Source organism: Pseudomonas auratipiscis (assembly GCF_036324085.1).
Classification (GTDB): Bacteria; Pseudomonadota; Gammaproteobacteria; order Pseudomonadales; family Pseudomonadaceae; genus Aquipseudomonas; species Aquipseudomonas auratipiscis.
Genome location: NZ_JAZDCU010000009.1, coordinates 1 through 18,813 on the forward strand (window position 1 = coordinate 1; position 18,813 = coordinate 18,813).

General features: G+C 57.2%; 14 protein-coding genes and 4 pseudogenes. 11 read left to right on the top strand and 7 right to left on the bottom strand.

What is annotated here, in order from left to right; all coding sequences use genetic code 11:
• Positions 1-206 precede the first annotated feature (206 nt).
• The 3 genes and pseudogenes from V0R60_RS14120 to V0R60_RS14130 form a co-directional block, all read left to right on the top strand.
• Positions 207-503 (top strand): annotated as a pseudogene (locus V0R60_RS14120) (site-specific integrase); the annotation flags it as partial.
• 52 nt (positions 504-555) lie between these two features.
• Positions 556-1,051 (top strand): annotated as a pseudogene (locus V0R60_RS14125) (DNA adenine methylase); the annotation flags it as partial.
• Positions 1,052-1,939: 888 nt separating this feature from the next.
• The gene (locus V0R60_RS14130) at positions 1,940-2,473 is read left to right on the top strand and encodes a GNAT family N-acetyltransferase (RefSeq protein WP_168198445.1); all 534 of its coding nucleotides are present in this window, start codon (positions 1,940-1,942) and stop codon (positions 2,471-2,473) included.
• A gap of 337 nt (positions 2,474-2,810) precedes the next feature.
• Here the strand turns inward: V0R60_RS14130 and V0R60_RS14135 are convergent, their stop codons facing one another.
• The 5 genes from V0R60_RS14135 to V0R60_RS14155 all read right to left on the bottom strand — a co-directional run bounded on the left by V0R60_RS14135 (position 2,811) and on the right by V0R60_RS14155 (position 8,601).
• A complete protein-coding gene (locus tag V0R60_RS14135) occupies positions 2,811-3,302 on the bottom strand; it encodes a GNAT family N-acetyltransferase (protein WP_136475341.1) in 492 nt (163 codons plus the stop codon).
• A 321-nt stretch (positions 3,303-3,623) separates the two neighbouring features.
• Entirely contained in the window at positions 3,624-4,112 is a 489-nt protein-coding gene (locus V0R60_RS14140; protein ID WP_330079392.1) for a DUF2199 domain-containing protein, read from the bottom strand.
• Between the two features lie 510 nt (positions 4,113-4,622).
• Complete coding sequence (locus V0R60_RS14145) at positions 4,623-7,091, bottom strand: TonB-dependent siderophore receptor (RefSeq protein ID WP_330079393.1); 2,469 nt, start codon at positions 7,089-7,091, stop codon at positions 4,623-4,625.
• 86 nt (positions 7,092-7,177) lie between these two features.
• Positions 7,178-8,119 (bottom strand): FecR domain-containing protein, encoded by a 942-nt coding sequence (locus tag V0R60_RS14150; protein WP_136475344.1) that lies wholly within the window; start codon positions 8,117-8,119, stop codon positions 7,178-7,180.
• Positions 8,116-8,601: a sigma-70 family RNA polymerase sigma factor gene (locus V0R60_RS14155; protein ID WP_136478900.1), complete on the bottom strand. Its 486-nt coding sequence runs from the start codon at positions 8,599-8,601 to the stop codon at positions 8,116-8,118. Before V0R60_RS14155 ends, V0R60_RS14150 begins: the two co-directional genes overlap by 4 nt.
• A 716-nt stretch (positions 8,602-9,317) precedes the next feature.
• Here V0R60_RS14155 and V0R60_RS14160 point away from each other — a divergent pair.
• The 5 genes and pseudogenes from V0R60_RS14160 (at position 9,318) to V0R60_RS14175 (ending at position 14,440) form a co-directional block, all read left to right on the top strand.
• The gene (locus tag V0R60_RS14160) at positions 9,318-9,836 is read left to right on the top strand and encodes an Hcp family type VI secretion system effector (RefSeq protein WP_136475345.1); all 519 of its coding nucleotides are present in this window, start codon (positions 9,318-9,320) and stop codon (positions 9,834-9,836) included.
• An 830-nt stretch (positions 9,837-10,666) separates the two neighbouring features.
• A complete protein-coding gene (locus V0R60_RS14165; protein WP_136475346.1) occupies positions 10,667-11,635 on the top strand; it encodes a LysR substrate-binding domain-containing protein in 969 nt (322 codons plus the stop codon).
• A gap of 119 nt (positions 11,636-11,754) precedes the next feature.
• Positions 11,755-12,060 (top strand): annotated as a pseudogene (locus tag V0R60_RS26995) (PAS domain-containing protein); the annotation flags it as partial.
• Positions 12,061-12,372: 312 nt separating this feature from the next.
• Positions 12,373-13,320, top strand: a pseudogene (locus tag V0R60_RS27000) (methyl-accepting chemotaxis protein); the annotation flags it as partial.
• A gap of 139 nt (positions 13,321-13,459) precedes the next feature.
• Complete coding sequence (locus tag V0R60_RS14175) at positions 13,460-14,440, top strand: hypothetical protein (protein WP_330079395.1); 981 nt, start codon at positions 13,460-13,462, stop codon at positions 14,438-14,440.
• Between the two features lie 22 nt (positions 14,441-14,462).
• Here V0R60_RS14175 and V0R60_RS14180 read toward each other — a convergent pair whose 3' ends face one another.
• Together V0R60_RS14180 and V0R60_RS14185 are read right to left on the bottom strand one after the other, a co-directional pair.
• A complete protein-coding gene (locus V0R60_RS14180; protein ID WP_330079396.1) occupies positions 14,463-15,248 on the bottom strand; it encodes a sulfite exporter TauE/SafE family protein in 786 nt (261 codons plus the stop codon).
• A 143-nt stretch (positions 15,249-15,391) separates the two neighbouring features.
• The gene (locus V0R60_RS14185; RefSeq protein WP_203476665.1) at positions 15,392-16,012 is read right to left on the bottom strand and encodes a helix-turn-helix domain-containing protein; all 621 of its coding nucleotides are present in this window, start codon (positions 16,010-16,012) and stop codon (positions 15,392-15,394) included.
• 126 nt (positions 16,013-16,138) lie between these two features.
• On the opposite strand from V0R60_RS14185, the gene V0R60_RS14190 reads away from it, so the two are divergent.
• The 3 genes from V0R60_RS14190 to V0R60_RS14200 all read left to right on the top strand — a co-directional run bounded on the left by V0R60_RS14190 (position 16,139) and on the right by V0R60_RS14200 (position 18,805).
• Positions 16,139-17,269 (top strand): NAD(P)/FAD-dependent oxidoreductase, encoded by a 1,131-nt coding sequence (locus tag V0R60_RS14190; RefSeq protein WP_330079397.1) that lies wholly within the window; start codon positions 16,139-16,141, stop codon positions 17,267-17,269.
• 18 nt (positions 17,270-17,287) lie between these two features.
• A complete protein-coding gene (locus tag V0R60_RS14195) occupies positions 17,288-17,665 on the top strand; it encodes a RidA family protein (protein ID WP_136475351.1) in 378 nt (125 codons plus the stop codon).
• A 75-nt stretch (positions 17,666-17,740) separates the two neighbouring features.
• Positions 17,741-18,805 (top strand): YkvI family membrane protein, encoded by a 1,065-nt coding sequence (locus V0R60_RS14200; RefSeq protein ID WP_330079398.1) that lies wholly within the window; start codon positions 17,741-17,743, stop codon positions 18,803-18,805.
• Positions 18,806-18,813: the final 8 nt, after the last annotated feature.

Consider the following 18,813-nt stretch of genomic DNA (forward strand, 5'->3'; position numbering starts at 1 on the left):
TTTAGCAAATCTTCAAGCGTCATTTTGGCCCCGTAAACACTGGGCCTTTCCCGTTAATCGACCCGATCCATCATCGGCGCCACGCTGAAGCGGCGGGATGGCTCAGGGCGAGTATTTACGGAGGTTGCAGCGGTTTCTAAAGGCATTTCGTCCAACGTGTTTTGTATCGATGTTCGGGGGGGCGTTTTTACCAAGTGCTTGGTGCAATGTACCAATCTAAAATCGACGTGTACCAATTTCACTTGGCAACGATCAGAGCACGCAAAAAGGTCGATGGCACAACCAGCTACACCGTCCAGATTCGTATCAATCGTGACGATAAGCTAGTTTACCAAGAGAACCGGACATTCGCCCGTAAGTAGGCTGCCCAGGCATGGTCGAAGCGACGGGAAACCCAGTTGTCTGAGCCTGGTGCGATTGAGCGGGCCAATAGAAAAGGTCATAGCGTACGGGAAATGATTGACAGGTACTTAGTAGAGGGCGCCAAGGTCCGGCCGCTTGGGGGTATGACGTGGAACCCCACGTAATGAGTGACGCCCATGGTCTTCGCCGGTTGACATCCAGCGCGCTGCCCGGTTTTTCTACCTGCAGCAGCATGCGTTCGGCGGCAAGGTAACCGGGCAGACGGTCGGTACCGCCACAACCGATCCGGCCATCAACCTGCTGCGAATCGAGGAACCTCTCGGCTGCTTGGCAACTGCTCGCCGGGACCTATGTCGAAAACCTCTCATAGTTGGAGTGTGCCGAGCGCTATGATCGAGCGCACACCTTCCACTACATGGACCCACCCTACTGGCAGACCGCTGGGTATGGAGGCGATTTTCCCTTCGAGAACTACGAGCGCATGGCTGAGTTTATGCGGCGATGCAAGGGCAAGGTGATGGTCAGCATCAACGACCACCTGGATATCCGACGTGCTTTCGAAGGCTTTCATTTCGAGTACCTGGACATTCGTTACAGCAACACCAACCAGCGCCAAGGAAAGGCCGAGGTGACCAGTGAGTTGGTCGTCATGAAGTGGATTCCGTCTTCGCTAGGTGGGCTGTTTTAGTTACCAGAGTAGCCCTGCTGCGTATAGCTCAAGTATGTAATGGGTAAGACCAATGGCGTCGATGATGGCGATTAAGATTAGTTTGCTGAGCATGTTTTTTTTCTCGCAATGGTTCGGCGCCGTCTGAATTGACGATGCTGTGTTGAGTGGTGGTGAATCTGTTTAATACGTTAGTGCTTGACCGGTAAATTCGTCAATAAGTAAAACATCGACTTATTGTGTTTTTTTTTGCGCGTGGACACCTTTGGTTTTTCATGGTCTTCCATGCAGGCCTTATCCTGCAAGGGTTTTGGCTTTTTTGTGCAATGGGGGTGACGCGAAAAAAACATCGGAAAAACTTAAATTCCAATATTGAGATTTGAGGTTAAGTTAAATCCGAGGTTAGGAATTGAAAGTCAGAAACTAACGCTCAATGCTAACTTAGATCCGAGGTTGGGGATTGAAAGTCAGAAACTAGCGCTGAATGCTAACTTAAACCCGAAGTTAGGAATTGAAAGTCATAAACTAACGCTGATCGCTAAGTTAATCCCCAGGTTGGGAACTGAAGGTCAGAATCTGACGCAGATACCGAGAGTGGGGCGGTCTTCAAGGGCAGGTTAGGGGGGCTATCGCAGCCAGCACAGATCGGCGGCGGCACGTTCGCTCCACTCGGACCGATCATCGCACTCACACAACGGTGGGTGCCTTAAGGCTGACTAGTCTTCCAAGCACCCTTGTTCTCTTGAGTCGTCTGCCACAAATCCCTGCCCGTGGCAGGCCCTACAATCTTCGCGAAGAGCGAACGAATCACAGCACGCCGGGCAGCAGTCGAGAAAAGCGGGCGCATGACTGTGCGGGTAAACTCTCGGGCGACCCATCTGAATTGTGCGAGGCCCCGGAGTGGACGGAGTGGTAAAAATTCGCAGAGCGCGTGTGGACGATGCAAAGGCGTTAGGTGTGATTGGTCCTGCTGCCTATGCAGCAGCCTATCACTACTTATGGAGCGACTGTGTAGCCTTAGCCCAGCAGCTCGATACCTTCAGCACATCAGCATTTTTGATATTGCTACGACGAACTGACACAAGGCTTTGGGTCGCGGAGGTTTCTGGGGTCGTGGTGGGATTCTTAACAATGACGGTCGAATCCAGAAATCCGATCACGCACGAAGGCCGCGGCGCGGAAATTTCAAGGATCTATCTTTTGCCTGGCAGCCAGAAGTCGGGACTGGGATTTCGCCTTCTGTCCGCAGCAGTGGAACATGCGAATGAATTAGGACTTACACACGTGTGGTTAGATGTGATGGCGTCTGCAGTGAATGCAAGAAATGCCTATCTCAGGTGGGGGTTTTCAGAGATAGGAAGTAAAGAATTTTCTCGTCAAGTGAAATTGGAGTACTCACAAATGATTGTCCTAAGGATGGGCCTCCGTATTTGTGCCCCTTAGTGACGCTTGCGGTCGTATAGCTGACTCGAGTTTCATCTTTTGGTTGCCTAGTCCATCGACTCCAGGTCGAAAGGGGACGGCTATAGCATGATGCTTACAGGTAGGGTGGTACAACATTGGTACGGGGGAGCGGGGCTTGACCTGTAACCCTTTGTTTTGGGGCGGCTTTTGACTAGTCTGTCCGATCCATCACATGGGGCTTGGCCACTGGACATTCTGCATTCTGGAGTGAGGGGACGAGGTAGGGGCCGCTTGAGGGATGGGCCGCTTCCGACCCGAAGCAGCCTTTCATCAACAGCTAAAATCGACGACCAGGCTTCTGAGATAGGCAGTCAAATCACGAAACGGTTTTCGCCATCTCAGATGTATTCGCCCAGCCCAGTCCTTCATACACCGGCTTGCCGGCCTTGGTCGCGTGTAGCACGGCAAAACTCATTCCGCGTTGCGCAAATTCGGCTTCAGCCAACTTCATCAGGGTTGAAGCCAGGCCCCGGCGCCGGTAAACAGGTTCGACGAAAACATTTAGCACATAGCCGCGCTGGTCTAAGGCCGGATGGGACGGATGAGGTGGCCAGTCGATACTCATCAGACCTATCGCCGCCACAGGCTGCCCCATGTCCATCAGCGCAAAACCGTAGTAGCGGCCATCGAATAGGCGCTGGTGCAACCAGGGCCGGAAGTGCTCAGTCATCACCCGCAACTCCGATGGGTCTCCTCCCGCCTCAAGGAACATCGTTTCACGGTGCACACAAATGATCTCACAGTCATTTGGCCCTAGCCGACGGGCCGTCAAGCCTGAAAAATCGATGTTGCCGGGAATATCTTTCATCGTATGCACCTGGACGGAGCGGCCGATGGTAGGGCGGTCAATAGGAGAATGTTAGACACAGATTGAATAAAAACGCGCCATACAGCGATCGCGGCGCACGCATCCGATCTTCAACGGATACGCTACGACTTCAACGCTGGTCATGGCATATACGCCCTAGAGCGTAGCTAAGCACTCCGAAGCTGTTGACCGGGACGACATTGTTGGATGATTGCTTTTGACCGCTTTTGGCCAATTCCTGCCCTTCGTGAAGGGCAGCTATGGGTTGTGGATTCAACCGGTCGATCAGTAAGTGCTGCTGTAAACGCCGAGACGTTGTAGTCATCCGTTTGCTAGGACACTGTACTCATGTGCTCTGTGAATCGAAATTCCGGATGTCTGCTCAACTGCCAGTGGATGATCGCTTAGGGTCAGGTATACCTTGGGCCTGGTAGTCGGCCCTGTCAGTTGCAACTGAGCATGGAGGCCGTTGGTGTCTCCAAAAGTCGGAATGGCGTTGGCAAGGGATACGGCAAACGGTGGTTCAGATGACTGATCGGGGTTATCCCACAGCTCGTAGATACGTTCAAAATCTGGCTGAATGAGTTCGACCCATACCCCAATGCTATAGGGCTCATCACGCTGCAAAACCGGCAGAGGTAGTGTGGCTCGGACAAAGAATCGTTCGGCCTTGAGAATGCACAGATCGCTGCTCTCTTGCACTCCAGCAGCCCTAATTTCAGCAGAGAGGGTTGCTACCGGGTCTGGGCGCAGGAAAACAAGCTCAATGTCATCGCTGGCGTGTTCCTTTCCGCACTCATTGCAGATCATCTTAAAACTCCTGTTGGATCACCTAGATTTGGTGATGCCGGCGTAGCGCCAGCCTAACACTTCGATGGCGTTGCGAAATAACGACCAAGCGTCGAAATCGTGGTCAATGCACAGAGGGCTGATCAATAGCTGGCAGCTTTGGGCCGAAGACAGCCATTCATGAGCGGCAGTTGGCGACCCATAGTGGCCTTTCGTAGGAGGCACCCTATGGCACGCATTCTCGCCTAAATGGGTGTCCTAATTATTAAACTACTACAACTTCCTAATGGGCCTCATTATTAAGGCTTGTAGGTATCTACGAAACCAAGGGCGATTCATACAGTCCATTCGAGCGGCCCGCAGCGATCATCAAAGCAGGTGAGCGAAGGCGCAACCAAGTGCAATGCAGGATTGCTACGGGAAGCCTTCGGCTATGAGTAATTTTCCCCGGACATTAGTGACGCGGAGCGTGGGAACGATCATCTGGCAAGGAGCCTCCTGCGTCAGGCAGGGGATCGGTGACGCAGGGGGTTACCACTTGTATGAGAGTTCGGCGACTACGCTGCGTTCTTCGCCCAGGTTGCACGCCTGGTAGAAGAAGCATGTGGCGACGTAGTACTTGTTGGTCAGGTTATTGACGTTGACGGCGGCCTGGGCCCCTCGCAGGCTCGGGTCGAGCTTGCCAAGGTCGTAACGCACGGCGGCGTCATACAGGGTGTAGGACGGCACCTTGAAGGTGTTCATGCTGTCGCCAAAGGTCCAGCCAGTGTAGCGCACGCCAAGACCGATGCTCAGGCCCTGCAGCGGGTCGAACGGGATGGCGTAGTCAGCCCACAGTGAGGCCAGTTTGGCAGGAGCCTTGTATGGGCGCTTGTCTTCGTTGCCGTCGTTGCTCTTGGTCACTTTTACGTCGCTATAGGACAGCGAGCCGATCAGTTTCAGGTCGTCCATTACGGTGGTGATGGCTTCCAGCTCTATCCCCTTCGAGCGAATCTCGCCGGTCTGGATGCTGTTGAATAGGTCGTTCGGATCGGTAGTGGCCGTGTTTTGTTTGGTCAGGTCGTACGCCGACAAGGTGATCTGGGTATCCGTGCCTGGCGGCTGGTAGCGCACGCCCACCTCATACTGCTTGGCGGTTTCTGGCTCGAAAGGCTTGCTGCCACGAGCTGGGCCGGTGGAGCCGACCACCGGGTTGAACGACTCGCTATAGCTGACGTACGGCGCGAAGCCACTGTCGAACAGGTAAACCAGGCCTGCACGGCCAGTGAAGTCATGCCAGTCCTGATCGGCCGTTTCGCTGTCGGTGAAGCGATTTTCGGTGCGGATACGTGCACGATCCTCGCGACCGCCCACGGTCAGCACCCAGCGATCCCATTTGAGCTGATCCTGAAAGTAGTAGCCAATCTGGGTGGTGCGCTGCAGGTTGTTGACCCAACTGGTGTTAACCGAGGTGTCAACCGGGCTGCCGTAGGACGGATCGAACACGTTGATCGGCGTGGCACGGCCCCAGCGCTCGTTTCGCACCGACTTGCTCCAGCTGTAATCGATACCAAACAGCGCGGTGTGAGCAATCGGGCCTGTATCGAAGCTAGCCTGCAACTGGTTGTCCAGTGCCAAGTGGCTGCCGTAGGCGTGGCGGATCTGCCACTCGCGGTTGATTGAGGCGCCGGGAACCCCGTCGGGGCCGGTGATCAGACCGGTCGCACTGGCACCGAAGGAACGTGCCAGGTAATTCTCCTGATTGTCGAAATCGGCCCAGCGCACGTTCTGGCGCACGGTCCACGTTTCGTTGAACTCATGGCTGAACTCATAGCCAAGCGAGGTGCTTTCAACTTCCTCGAAGTCGAAGTCCGGCTCGCCGACGAAGCGGCCCATGGGTACCTTGCCGTAGGGGCTGGAGCCGTTGACGGCGGCCCAGGGAATGGTGGTCGGGGCCAGCCCCTTGTTCTTCTGGTACGACGCCAATACGGTCAGGCGGGTCTGGTCGTTGGGGCGCCAGGTGAAGCTGGGTGCGATGTAACCGCGATCGTCATCGGTGTGGTCGTACAGGCCATCGGCCTCACGGCCTAGGCCGACCAGGCGGTACATCAGGGTCTTTTCGTCGTTCAGCGCGCCGCTCACGTCGAACTTGGCCTGGCGACGGTGGCCATTACCCACGGAAACACCGGTCTCGCCACGGTCATAGTCGGTGGGACGCTTGGAAATCGAGTTGATCATGCCGCCCGGCTCCGCCTGGCCGTAGAGGATCGAGCTCGGGCCCTTGAGCACCTCGATGCGCTCGATGCCGTACGGCTCTTCGCTGAACATGCCGAAGAAGCCCAGTGGCCGCAGACGCAGACCATCGCGGTATGTGAGCGAGATGGCGTAGCCACGCAGGAAGATGTTGTCGGCGGCGTTGCTGGCGCCGCCGCCGTCGGAGCGAACACCCGAGGTGTAGCGCAGCGCCTGGTCAAGGCGCTGTACACCCATATCCTCCATTTGCTCGCGGGTCACCACCGAGATGGCCTGGGGGGCTTCCAGCATTGAGGTGTCTGTCTTGGTTCCCGTGGCGGTACGGCGGGCAATGTAGCCGTCTACCGGATCCCAGGCGCTTTCAAGGTTCGCTGGAGCGGAAACGGTGCTGGGGGCGAGAGTGAGCGCATCACCAGCGGGTTGAAGACTGTAGTTGCCGCCTGCGCTTGGCACCACTTGCAAGCCACTGCCCATGAGCAATTGCGCGAACCCCTGCTCCACGCTGTAGTTGCCCTGCAGTCCCTGACTGCTCTTGCCATTAGTCAACGCAGCATCGAACGACAACACTACACCCGCCTCGTTGGCGAAACGGCTGAGCACCGAGCCCAGGGTGCCAGCAGCAATGGCATAGGCCTTTACAGCTTCTTCGGCATGGACCTTGCTGGCGTCGCTCAACAGCGGCTGGATAAAGCCAGCGTGCAGGGCCAGGGTGGCGCCGAGGATAGCGATGGCCAGAGGCTTTCTGGTGTGCTGATGGATATGCGACATAATGGCTCCTTCAAATACCGGTAAGGCGGTTTGCAGGAGAGGTCGAGCGAGGTTGGAAAACCGACAATCGATAATGAAAAATATTTTCACTTGCGCGCTTTGATGCTCACCCAGTAGCGCGTACGGGTTTCGATGCGCACCGGCAGCGCCTGGGCGATGACGGTCAAGGCGCGATCGGTATCGTCCAGCGGGTAGGTGCCGGACAGACGCAGGCCGGCGACCTCATCGGCACACGTGATAACACCAGGACGGTAGCGCTGCAATTCGGCCAGGGTGCGATCCAGACGCCAGTCATCGATCACCAGGCGCCCTTGGCTCCAGGCGCTCTGATTGGTATCGATAGGGTGCGGGGCGGCCAATGCGCCAGCGGCGAAGTCGAGCCCCATGCCGCTCTCGACACGGACTTCTTCACGACCCGGGGCGTTGCGCACGGCAACGGCATGCTCCAGCACACTGAGTGCGGTGCGATCTTCATACTGACGCACGTTGAAACGCGTGCCCAAGGAGCGCATCTCGCCATGGGCGCTGCGCACCTTGAACGGGCGCGAATCCTTGGCCGTCTGGACGAGAATCTCACCTGCACGCAGGATGATCAGCCGCTGTTCGGCGTCGAAACGGATATCCACCGCGCTGGCGGTATTGAGGGTCAGCCGGGTGCCGTCCGGCAGGGTCAGGCTGCGTCGCTCGCCGGTGGCGGTGCGTTGATCGGCGAGCCAGATCGGCGTCTGCCGATAGCCCGTCCAGGCCAGGCCGGAAACGCCCAGGCCGAGTACAAGGCCCTTGAGCAGCGTGCGCCGAGTCGCCTGCACACTCCCGCCCATGGCGCGACGCGCCAACGGCCCCGGCAGACCGTGGAATTCAGCCTGTAGATTTTCCAGGCGCTGCCAGGCCCATTGGTGCAAGGTGTTCTGTTGGTGCCAGAGCTGCCATTGCTGCTGGGTGCTCCGGCAATCCGGCGCGGCGCCGAGGCGCGCATGCCATTGGGCAGCATCACGCAGCGCCAGGCGTTGTTCGGCGGGATTGTTCACCCTTCGGCATCCAGGGCGAACAGCAGGCACTGCTCGGTGGCCTTGGCTATGTACTTGGTCACCGAACTGACGGAAACATCCAGACGCTGGGCGATCTCGGCATAGCTCAGGCCTTCCAGTTGCGCGAACAGAAACGCCTGGCGCACCTTGAGGCCGAGGCCGTCGAGCATGGCGTCAAGTTGCAGCAGGGTTTCCAGCATTAGCAGGCGCTTTTCCGGCGAGCACTCCTGCAGTTCCGGTTCCTGCGCCAGGGCTTCCAGATAGGCCTGCTCCAGGCTACGCCGACGCAGATGATCAACCATCACCCGCTTGGCCACGGTCGCCAGAAAGCAGCGTGGCTCGCGTAATGGATGGGCCACGGTGGAGGCGATCAAGCGGACGAAGGTGTCATGGGAAATGTCCTCCGCACGCTGCCGATCGCCCAAGCGTTTGCGTAGCCAGCCTTGCAGCCAGCCGGCGTGATCGCGATAGAGGCAGTGCATTTCATCGTGCAGCGAGGCGCGAGACACCCGGATCTTCCTTTTACAAAATAACGATGCGGATAAGAATTAATCGCGATTGTATTCGGATGGCTAAGGTGATGGCAATTGCGCCGTGATACTGTGCCGACGCAGAGGTTTCTCTAAACACCTTTCAAGCTCTGTCTGGGCGAATTAAGCCCCTTGCGAACGTCGGCTGAGGGTCGAAAGCAGTATCTAGGGGCATTAGCGGTTTCTGTATTGATGCGACTGTGACGCGAGTCGGAGCGTGTACAACGAGGTGGGCAGTTTATCAGGAATCAGGGTTTCTGCGGTCGGGCACATGCGCGCAGCGCTGCCTCTGCGCTACGCCCAATAGCGTCGCTTTTCTGGTTGCATGTTGCAGTGTGAGAGTCCGTTCTTTTCCGGCGATGGCGCTAAGCCTTTATGCGCAACTTTTTGCACACCAAAACGTGAACAAAACGGCGACTGTACTGCTACAGGCCTTGTGCTGCGTGGCGTACAGTCGACTGCGCAACTTCTTGCGCATTGATGCGCAAGAAGTTGCGCACTTTTTACCTAAATTACGGGTGAAACGTGGCCTGGTAAATAAGCTTCATCAATGAAACGCCCGCTCTCTGGGCTTCTTGGTTAATTTGGCACGATCCTTGGCAGGTAAATGATGTCCTCAGTGGGAAATACACCTCTGGGACCTTCATTTTTCAGCAAGGAGAGCAACAATGGCTACACCTGCCTACATGTCCGTAACGGGTACCAAACAAGGCCTGATCACCGCCGGTGCCTTCACCGCAGATTCTGTTGGTAACACCTACCAGGAAGGTCACGAAGACCAGGTCATGGTCCAGGGTTTCCAGCACGAAGTGATCATTCCGCGTGATCCGCAGTCCGGCCAGCCAACCGGTCAGCGTGTACACAAGCCGGTGGTCATCACCAAGGTATTCGACAAGGCTTCGCCTTTGCTGCTGGCGGCGCTGACTTCCGGCGAGCGACTGACCAAAATCGAAATCCAGTGGTTCCGTACCTCGGCAGCCGGCACCCAGGAGCACTATTACACCACCCTCCTGGAAGACGCGATCATCGTCGATATCAAAGACTACATGCACAACTGTCAAGATCCTTCCAACGCACACTTCACTCATCTGGAAGACGTGCATTTCACCTACCGCAAAATCACCTGGACCCACGAAGTGTCTGGCACTTCTGGCTCCGATGACTGGCGTGCACCCGTCGCAGGCTAAGGCGTAGCGATATCAGCGTATGGATCGGCGTCAGGCTGATCCATACGTTTATTCTTTATGGCGCTTAAGGACAAGCCTATGATTGCGGCGGCCATATCGCGCATTTCAAACTGCTCATTCGCTCTGTTCGCAATGATTAAGGGGGCATGGTTGTCGCGGCTAAGTTGAAGATTTTCGGATTACACAAAGGTAAAGACAAAGCCGAGTTTTTATAGCCCCGGTTCTTATCGTTTTATACGGTTTATTATTTTATCCTGAATTTTTTCCTACTCCATTGAATGACCCCATGGCCATTGCGATTCTGGTACATCCACCGCGTGCTGGTGTTCTGGAAAATACCGTACCTGCTGGCCGAGTTGGGGCATCGAGTAGGGCACCCGAGGTTACCGGAGCAGGCGCAACCTTTGTCGAGGCCTGCAAGACGGCGGGCCTTCATTAGCCAAGGAACTACGCAGAGGGCCGCCTGACACGCTGGTAGCCTGGTTTTTTTGAATAACCACAGCGCAGATATTCCATTTATTTATATCTGTGTCGATTATATTTATTTCCAGAATTAAACTTTAGAATTTACAATTCGCTGAGAATTCCATTGTGTATGATTTTTGTGTTTTTTATAAGCACTTTGCATATATATTTTTCGCGTTCAAAGCGATGATCTGGGTCAATTTCTACATTCGTGCCCCCTCTATATTGAAATGAAAGGAAGTGCTGATGCCCACGCCGCCTTGATGTTTTCGGTGTGGGGGTTAATAAAATAATAGGGAGCCGCCCAGTATATCGAGCACCGTTTCAAGTCGCGGATAACGCTCGATAGTCATTAGGTTTTACCCATGAAGTCAACCGTTGTTTCTGTCGCCCGAAAACTCAAACTTTATCAATTGGTGGTCTTCGACCAGGTGCTGCGCAGTGGCTCGCTGGTCGGCGCTGCCCAGGCATTGAATCTTACCCAGCCGGCTGTCACCAAGATCATTCATGAACTGGAAGCTTTCCTCGGCGCGGCCTTGCTGGTGCGAGGCAACCGCGGTGTGCGCGCCACTGAATTGGGAGGGGTGGTGGTGCGTCGGGCCCATGCGATGCTCACTGAGCTACGCAGCCTGACCGATGAGGTCAACGCTTACCACAGCGGAACCACGGGGCAGGTCATGGTCGGCTCGTTGACTTCTTCCTCCGCTTTGCTGGTGCCTCATACGCTGCGGCTGCTCAAGGAGAGTGCGCCCGGTGTACTGGTGACCGTCCGTGTCGGGCATATGGATCAATTGTTCTCCAGTTTGCTGGCCGGTGAACTGGATATTGTCGTGGGTCGAATTCCCGATGATTGGCACCGGCATGAGTACGAGACGCGGCTGAAGGTGGATGTGTTGGGCGAAGAAGGGTTGTGTGTGGTGGCCGGCGCCGAGCATCCATTACATCGCAGCAGCCAACCGCTGAGCCTGGCTGACTTGCATCCTTTTCCCTGGATTCTGCCTCCGCGAAGTGGCCTGCTGCGGCGCACGGTCGATCGCTTGTTCGAAGAGCTCGACCTTGGCCCGCCGGTCAACGTCATCGAGTCGGTTGCTGCCCTGACTAACTACGAATTGATCCAGGATCAGCAGACGATCAGCTTCTTTTCCCTGCAAACCGCTCAGCAGTTGGCCCATGGCGGCAAGCTCAAGGCGTTTGATCTGGGCAAGCCGATGAGCTTTGGCAGTATCGGCTGCTTTTATGCTGCCAATCGCAATCTCGACCCCGCCGCCAGGCTGTTCAAAGAGTGCCTGACCTTGACCAATCAGATGGCTGCGAATGAAGCACAGGCTGTCTAACCCGCTATTCCTTATCGTTATAGCAGTGTCCTCTCTATTGATGAGGAATGGCTAATGGCCATACCTACAATGAGGGTAATTGCACCTGAATTGATCCAAGCACAAACGGATACCAGCGTATGAGAACCAATCTGCCGGTCACCCAGCAGGAAGTCATTTTCCAGAACGAACAGCGGCTGATATCCGCCACCGACCTGCACGGCAACCTTACTTATTGCAACGACGAATTCGTGGCCATCAGCGGCTTCAGTCGCGAGGAGCTGATTGGCAGTGCGCATAACATTGTGCGTCACCCGGACATGCCAGAATCAGTCTTCGCTCACATGTGGTCGTATTTGAAGGACGGTAAAAGCTGGATGGGCATTGTCAAGAATCGCTGCCGCAACGGCGATCACTATTGGGTCAGTGCCTACGTCACCCCGATCCTCGATGGCGCGATAGTGGTGGGTTACGAATCGGTGCGAGTCAAGCCGCAGCGAGCCGATATCGAACGTGCCTCTGCGCTGTATGAACGCATGCGTACAGGTAAACGCAGTTGGAATTTCAAGCGCTTTGCTGCAACTGCACTGGAGCATGGACTGGCGCCGATTGCGCTGGGCGTGCCGGCCATTGCCGCCGTGGTTTATCTGGACAGCTGGGCGGCTATTGCGGTGCTGGCCTGTGGTTTTATCGGTATGCAGATAGCGGCTCATTGGCGCATGCAGCATAAGTTCGCACAAGCCCGGCGTTTGACCGCCGAGAGTTTCGACAGCGAGTTGATCGCCCGCACCTACACCGATCAGCAGGGCCCTTTGGCGCAATTGATGATGGCGCTGATCAGCGAGCAGGCCAAAGGTCGCACGGCGCTGAGCCGCTCGGGAGACTACGCCAATCAGACCGAAACCATGGCCGCCGAGAGTGGCCAGTTGGCCCAGGCGTCAGAGGTGTCGCTGCAACGTCAGCGTGACGAAACGGACATGGCCGCCACCGCCATGACTCAAATGGCTGCCTCGATTGCCGAGGTGTCGACCCATATTCACGACACGGCCCGCGAAGCCGAGGACGTCAACCAGCTGACTCAGGTTGGTTCACAGGAGGCAGGCAAGACGCGCCTGGTCATCGAGACCTTGCAGCAGACGGTTAATCAGATCAGCCAGTCGGTAGAGCACTTCGCGGGGGAAACCCAGTCGATCCAGATCGCCTCGAACATGATTCGACAGATCGCCGACCAGACCAACCTTTTGGCCCTCAACGCTGCGATCGAGGCGGCCAGGGCCGGCGAGCAGGGGCGTGGTTTCGCCGTCGTTGCCGACGAAGTGCGGGCCCTGGCATTCAAGACCCAAGAGTCGACCGAGACGATCCAGAGCATTATTCAGTCATTGCACAGCGCGGCCAATCAGGCGGTGGATATTGCCCGTCAAGGCAGTGACGAGGCCCACGCCGGGGTCGATCAGGTGATTGCCACGCAAAACGCCCTGGACGGTATCGGCACGGCGGTGGAGCGTATCCATCAGATGACAGAACAGATGGCAGCCGCTTCCGAACAACAGGCGCACGTTGCCGAAGACATCAGTCGACAAATCACCACCATTGCCCAGGTGTCGGAGCAGAACGTTGGCATCGCCGCCAGCTCCGCTACCCTCGGTCGAGCGTTGCAACAGACTGCGCATGAAATGTACGCCTTGGTGGACAGGTTCAATCGATAGTCGCTTTCAGCACATCTGTCGATACGAAATTGCCCTGAGGTTGGTGTCACTGCGTTCAGACGGCGGATTAGCTTTGATCTAGGATGACCCCTTCGTGTGCTATGGCGCGTTGCGCTGGCAGGAAGGGGAACCGAGGCTGATGTGGGGATATGTCGCGCTCTATGTGCTCTTTGCAGCGGGCGTCTATTGGTTGGATCGGAGTATTCATCGGGCGTTGTTCATCCGTACCCAGAACCGTCACTTTCGCTGGAAGCTGAACTTCAGTATGCAAGAATGTGGCGTCGATGAGTACCTGGCCGCACTGGTCATGACCTGTGCGATTGTCTTGCAGGTCATGATGATGTTTCAGTGGCTGGGCAGCACTGTCGACAAGATGTTGGCGAAATGGCTGTTTGTGCTGCTCAGCCTGGGGTCGATCGTATTGGCTGTGCGCTTGCTGCGGCTGGTAGAGCGCTATGCTCGCCACAAGGGCTGGTTGATGGTGCTGGCCGCATTGCTGACGGTAGCGGCGGGGCTGGTCGCCAGCGCAGAAGCGGACGCCTTCATCCTCGGGCAGACGCGCATCGAGCCTGGGCAGTTTCCCGGTGCACAGAAAACCCTGACATTCATTTATCTGGTTTACATCTGGTACTTGGCTACGAGTTTGCTACTGCCCGTGGCGATGTTTATCGGCGCCTTGGTGTTCGGTATGACGGCGCCGGTGTTCAGGCAGCAAGTGAGGCGTAATCGCGCCACCGCTATTTGCTGGAACCTCTTCGTTCCTGGCTCAGGTTGGCACCGACGTCAGTGGTTGCATGCAGCGTGTGTGATCGGAGTGATCTATACCGCCGTGATCCTTCTGGTGTTTTCCGAAGTGGTTAACAGCAAGCTGCGGTCGGTTTTGCACGAGTCATTGGTGTATGCATCCTTTCACCTCGGGCCTGAAGACTGCGCGATGACCGGGTTGCCGGTTGGCACACGGCTGGCGCTGTTGGCCAAAGGAGGGGTAGCGGTCGCTCGACCCGTAGAGGACGGTTATCGCTATAAGGAGCAGGCGTGCTCACTGCAGTCGGTCGAGCAGGTGGCGGCCACGCGAGATCAACGAATTAGGCAGGCCAGGGCCAGCGATGCCTACTTTTGACCGACATCGCTGGTTTGTCGGTTCAAAACGCCAGTTTATATCCGATCATCAGCAGCATACCGGCCAGGCAAGGGCGCAGAACGCTGTCGGAAATGCGTCCGGTCAGGTGGCTGCCCAGGTAGATGCCCGGCAGTGAGCCCAGCAGCAGGTAGCCCAGCAGCGACCAGTCCATATTGCCCATGCTGGCATGGCCCAGGCCTGCAACCAGGGTCAGGGGTACGGCATGGGCGATTTCGGTGCCGACCAGGCGGCGGGTGACCAGGTAGGGATAAAGCAGGAACAACGCCACGGTACCCAGCGCACCAGCGCCGATGGAGGTCAGCGAGACCATCACACCGAGAATCACGCCGGTGATCACCGTAAGCAGGTTGAGGCTGGTGCCGCTGAGGTGATAGCGGTCGCCGGCATGTTTGCTGGCAAAGGCTTGCAGTTTGCTTTTGAACAGGATGGCCAGCGCGGTGAGGACCAGGACCACGGCCAGGCCTTGTTTGATCACGGCGTTTGCGGCTTTGGTGTCGGTGTTCAGCGTGCTGAGAAACCACAGTGTGGCGGCTGCAGCAGGGACGCTGCCCAAGGTCAGCCAACCGGTGATTTTCCAGTCGATGTTTTTGTGTTTGCTATGCACCCAGACGCCGCTGGCTTTGGTGATGGCGGCATAGAGCAGGTCGGTGCCCACGGCGGTGGCTGGGCTGATGCCGAACCAAAGGAGGATGGGGGTCATGAGTGAGCCGCCGCCGACGCCGGTCATGCCGACGATGAATCCTACGACGAGGCCTGCAATGGTAAAGCCGAAAGAACCTACATCCATCATTTATCTAAACGCCCAACATGCCCGTGATCGGATGTGAGCCAGCATAAAGGTTTTTTTATAGCCAAATAGACTAGTTCGTTATTAGGTTATAACCGCTGCATGCGGGCTCGACCCGCATTCGCGGCAATGGGATGACCGCGTTAACGGTCGGTCATGACCACCATCACTTGCGCATCGCCGCCATCTTCGCTCTCCGAAAGGTAGATGTGGCCTACGTTGCTGTTGAAGTAGGCGGTCTCTTGGGCGCCGATGCTCACGGCTTCTCCAGTCTCGAAAACGATTCTTACGCGACCGCTGAGTACCAGGGCAAATTCCTGCCCAGGGTGGCGGATGAATTCATCGAACTGCTGAAGTTCGCGGGCAATGATGCGAGCGTACATCGGGGTCATCAGACGTTCGGGAAATTCGCCAGCAATCAGGTGGTAATCGTAGGTCCCGGTGCTGTAGCCCGGTGCGGTAGGCAGCGAGTGAACCACCACGGTGGTGGAGGTTGGCACATCGCCCGCTTCGGATGAGCGGAACAACTGGGCGATATCGACGTTCAAGGCCCGCGCCGCCGCCGCGAGTTTCTCGTAACTCACTGAAACCTGGGCCAGTTCCATTTTCGACAGGGTCGATACGGGCACCCCGGAGCGTTCCGATAATTGCTTGAGGGTCAGTTGCTGGCTTTTGCGTACCGTGCGCAGGCGCGCACCAACTTCGGTACGGTCAATCGGCGGCTGTGCACCGGGGCGGTTAGCAGCAGGGGAGCGGTCACTCATCAAGTATCTCGGTCAGGCATCGCGGATGGGCATCTTACCGTGGCCGCTTGCGTATTTCTAAATTCTCATATATTAGAATTCTCATAAGTGATAATTTCGGATTCTTTACCAGGCAATGGCAAGGTTATGACGCAACTATTCGACAGCGTGATCATTGGTGCCGGTATAGCGGGTGCTTCCCTGGGCTACCGGCTGGCTGGCCAGCAGCGGGTGCTGTTGCTGGAGCGTGAAGCGCAGCCGGGCTATCACTCCACCGGGCGTTCGGCGGCGATGTTCATGGAAGCCTATGGCACCCCGCAGATCCAGGCCTTGACGCGTGCCAGCCGGGCGTTCTATGAGTCGCCGCCGGAAGGCTTCTGTGAACATCATTTGCTTGAGCCGCGCGGCTGTCTGTATGTCGCCAGCCTCGAACAGCAGGCGCTGCTAGCGAACAGCTACGCGCAGAACCTGGCCAACGGCACCGAGGTGCGCTTGCTTGATCCCGAGGCCGCCTTGGCAATGGTGCCAAGCCTGCGCAGCGACGCGCTGGCGGGTGCGATTCATGAGCCGGGGGCGATGGACCTTGACGTGCATGCCCTGCATCAGGGTTTTTTGCGTGGCTTTCGTCAGGCCGGTGGTGAGTTGCGCTGCAACGCCGAACTGGTAGCAGGCTGCTTTGCCGACGGTCTGTGGCACGTGCACCTGGCTGACGGCAGCGTTATCCAGGCTCGGCAGTTGGTCAACGCCGCGGGCGCCTGGGCCGATCAGGTTGCCACGCTGTGCGACGTGCCAACCGTTGGCCTGCAACCGTGCCGGCGCAGCGCCTTTACCTTTGAAGGACCGCAGGCGCATGAATTTGCGCAATGGCCGGCTGTTATCGGGGTGGACGAGAGCTTCTATTTCAAACCCGACGCCGGGCAATTGCTCGGTTCTCCTGCCAATGCCGATCCGGTCCAACCCCAGGACGTAATGCCTGAAGAACTGGATGTGGCAATCGGCATCTACAACATCGAAGCCTTGACCACCCTGACTATCCGGCGCCCCAGCCACACCTGGGCCGGGCTGCGCTCATTCGTGGCCGATGGTGATCTGGTGATCGGCGCCGACCCGCACAATCCTGCGTTTTTCTGGCTGGCCGCCCAGGGCGGCTATGGCATTCAGTCGGCGGCGGGCGTTTCGCAGTTGGCCTGTGCGTTGTTGCTCGGCCAGCCCCTTCCTGCTGCCTTGCACCGTGAGGGCGTCGAGCCAAAACGCTTGTCGCCAGCCCGTTTCCGTTAATCATCCAAGGACATTTCCATGAGCTCGACTATCCAGCGTATCCCCAGCCACTTGCCATTCCCGTTCTCTAAAGCGGTAAAGGTCGGCGGCTTTCTGTTTCTCTCCGGCCAGATTCCAATGAATGCCCAAGGCGAGGTGGTCAAGGGTGATATCCAGACCCAGACCCAGGCCACGCTGGAGCGTATTGGTGAAACCCTGGCCGAATGCGGCGTCGGTTTTGATCAGGTGATCAAGGCCACGGTATGGCTGTCGGACATGGCACATTTCGCCGGCTTCAACGAGGTCTACAAAAGCTTCTTTGCCAACGGCTATCCCGTGCGCTCGACGGTCAGCGCCGGGCTTGCCCTGGGGGTTGATGTGGAGATCGAAGTGCAGGCCTGGATCGGCCACGACTGAGATCACACCTGCCTGCGTGGTACTGGGAAAAAACAACAAGGCCCGGCCAGGGCCATAGATGCCAGAGGGTTCGAGATGAAAGATCAGCTGAAAATTGCAGGCGCCTTTATTGGCGTCATCGTGGGTGCAGGTTTCGCCTCCGGGCGAGAACTGTTGCTGTTTTTCGTCAATTTCGGTCTCTGGGGGTTGCTCGGCACGCTGGTCAGTGCGGCGCTGTTCACGTTCCTCGGCATGGCCCTGGCCGGGTTGGGCAATCGCCTGCAAGCCACGTCGCACAAGGATGTGGTGTATGCCATCTGCGGCCTCTACCTGGGGCTGTTCGTCGATCTGCTGATTACTTTCTTCATGTTCGGGGTCACCGTGGTGATGCTCGCCGGGGGCGGCGCCTTGCTCGAGCAGCAGTTTGGGATTCCGGCGCTGACCGGCAGTGTGCTGGTCACCCTGCTGGTGGTAGCGGTGGTGTGCCTTGATGTGCAAAAGGTCATCGTGCTGATTGGTGCGGTTACGCCTTTCCTGATTCTGGCTGCCACTGCGATCGCGCTATACGCGGTGCTCACTCGCGACTTGAGTTTCACCGCGCTGGACCAGATCGCCAGCAAGCAGGAGGCAGGCGCCAGCCATTGGTTGTTAGGGGCTTTCCTTTATGTGTCTTACAACGTAGTCGCCGGGGCGCCAATGCTGGCGATTCTTGGCGGCTCGGCACGTATGGAGAAAACCGCTATCTGGGGCGGCATTCTCGGCGGTGCAGGGCTGGGCGCACTGATGCTGGTAATGAGCGCCGGGCTGCTCGCGCGCCTGGATACCGTAGCCGACTTGCCAATGCCGATGCTGTCGATCGCCAGCGAGCTGTCCCCAACGCTTGGCGTGATCATGTGCGTGATCATCTTCGGCATGATCGTCAATACCGCTGTGGGCATGCTCTATTCGTTTCTGGCGCGGCTGTTGCCCGCAGGCACTCGCAGTTTTCAAGTGGGGGCTGTGGGTGCAGGGGTGGCTGCGTTTGTCTGTAGCCTGATCGGCTTCATCAGCCTGGTCGGCCAGGTTTATCCGCTCTTCGGTTACCTGGGCTTTGTGGTCATGCTGGCGGTGTTGATCGGTTGGATACGCCTGGGCAGGGTCAAGCGCGCCGTAGCGGTGTAGCGACAGAC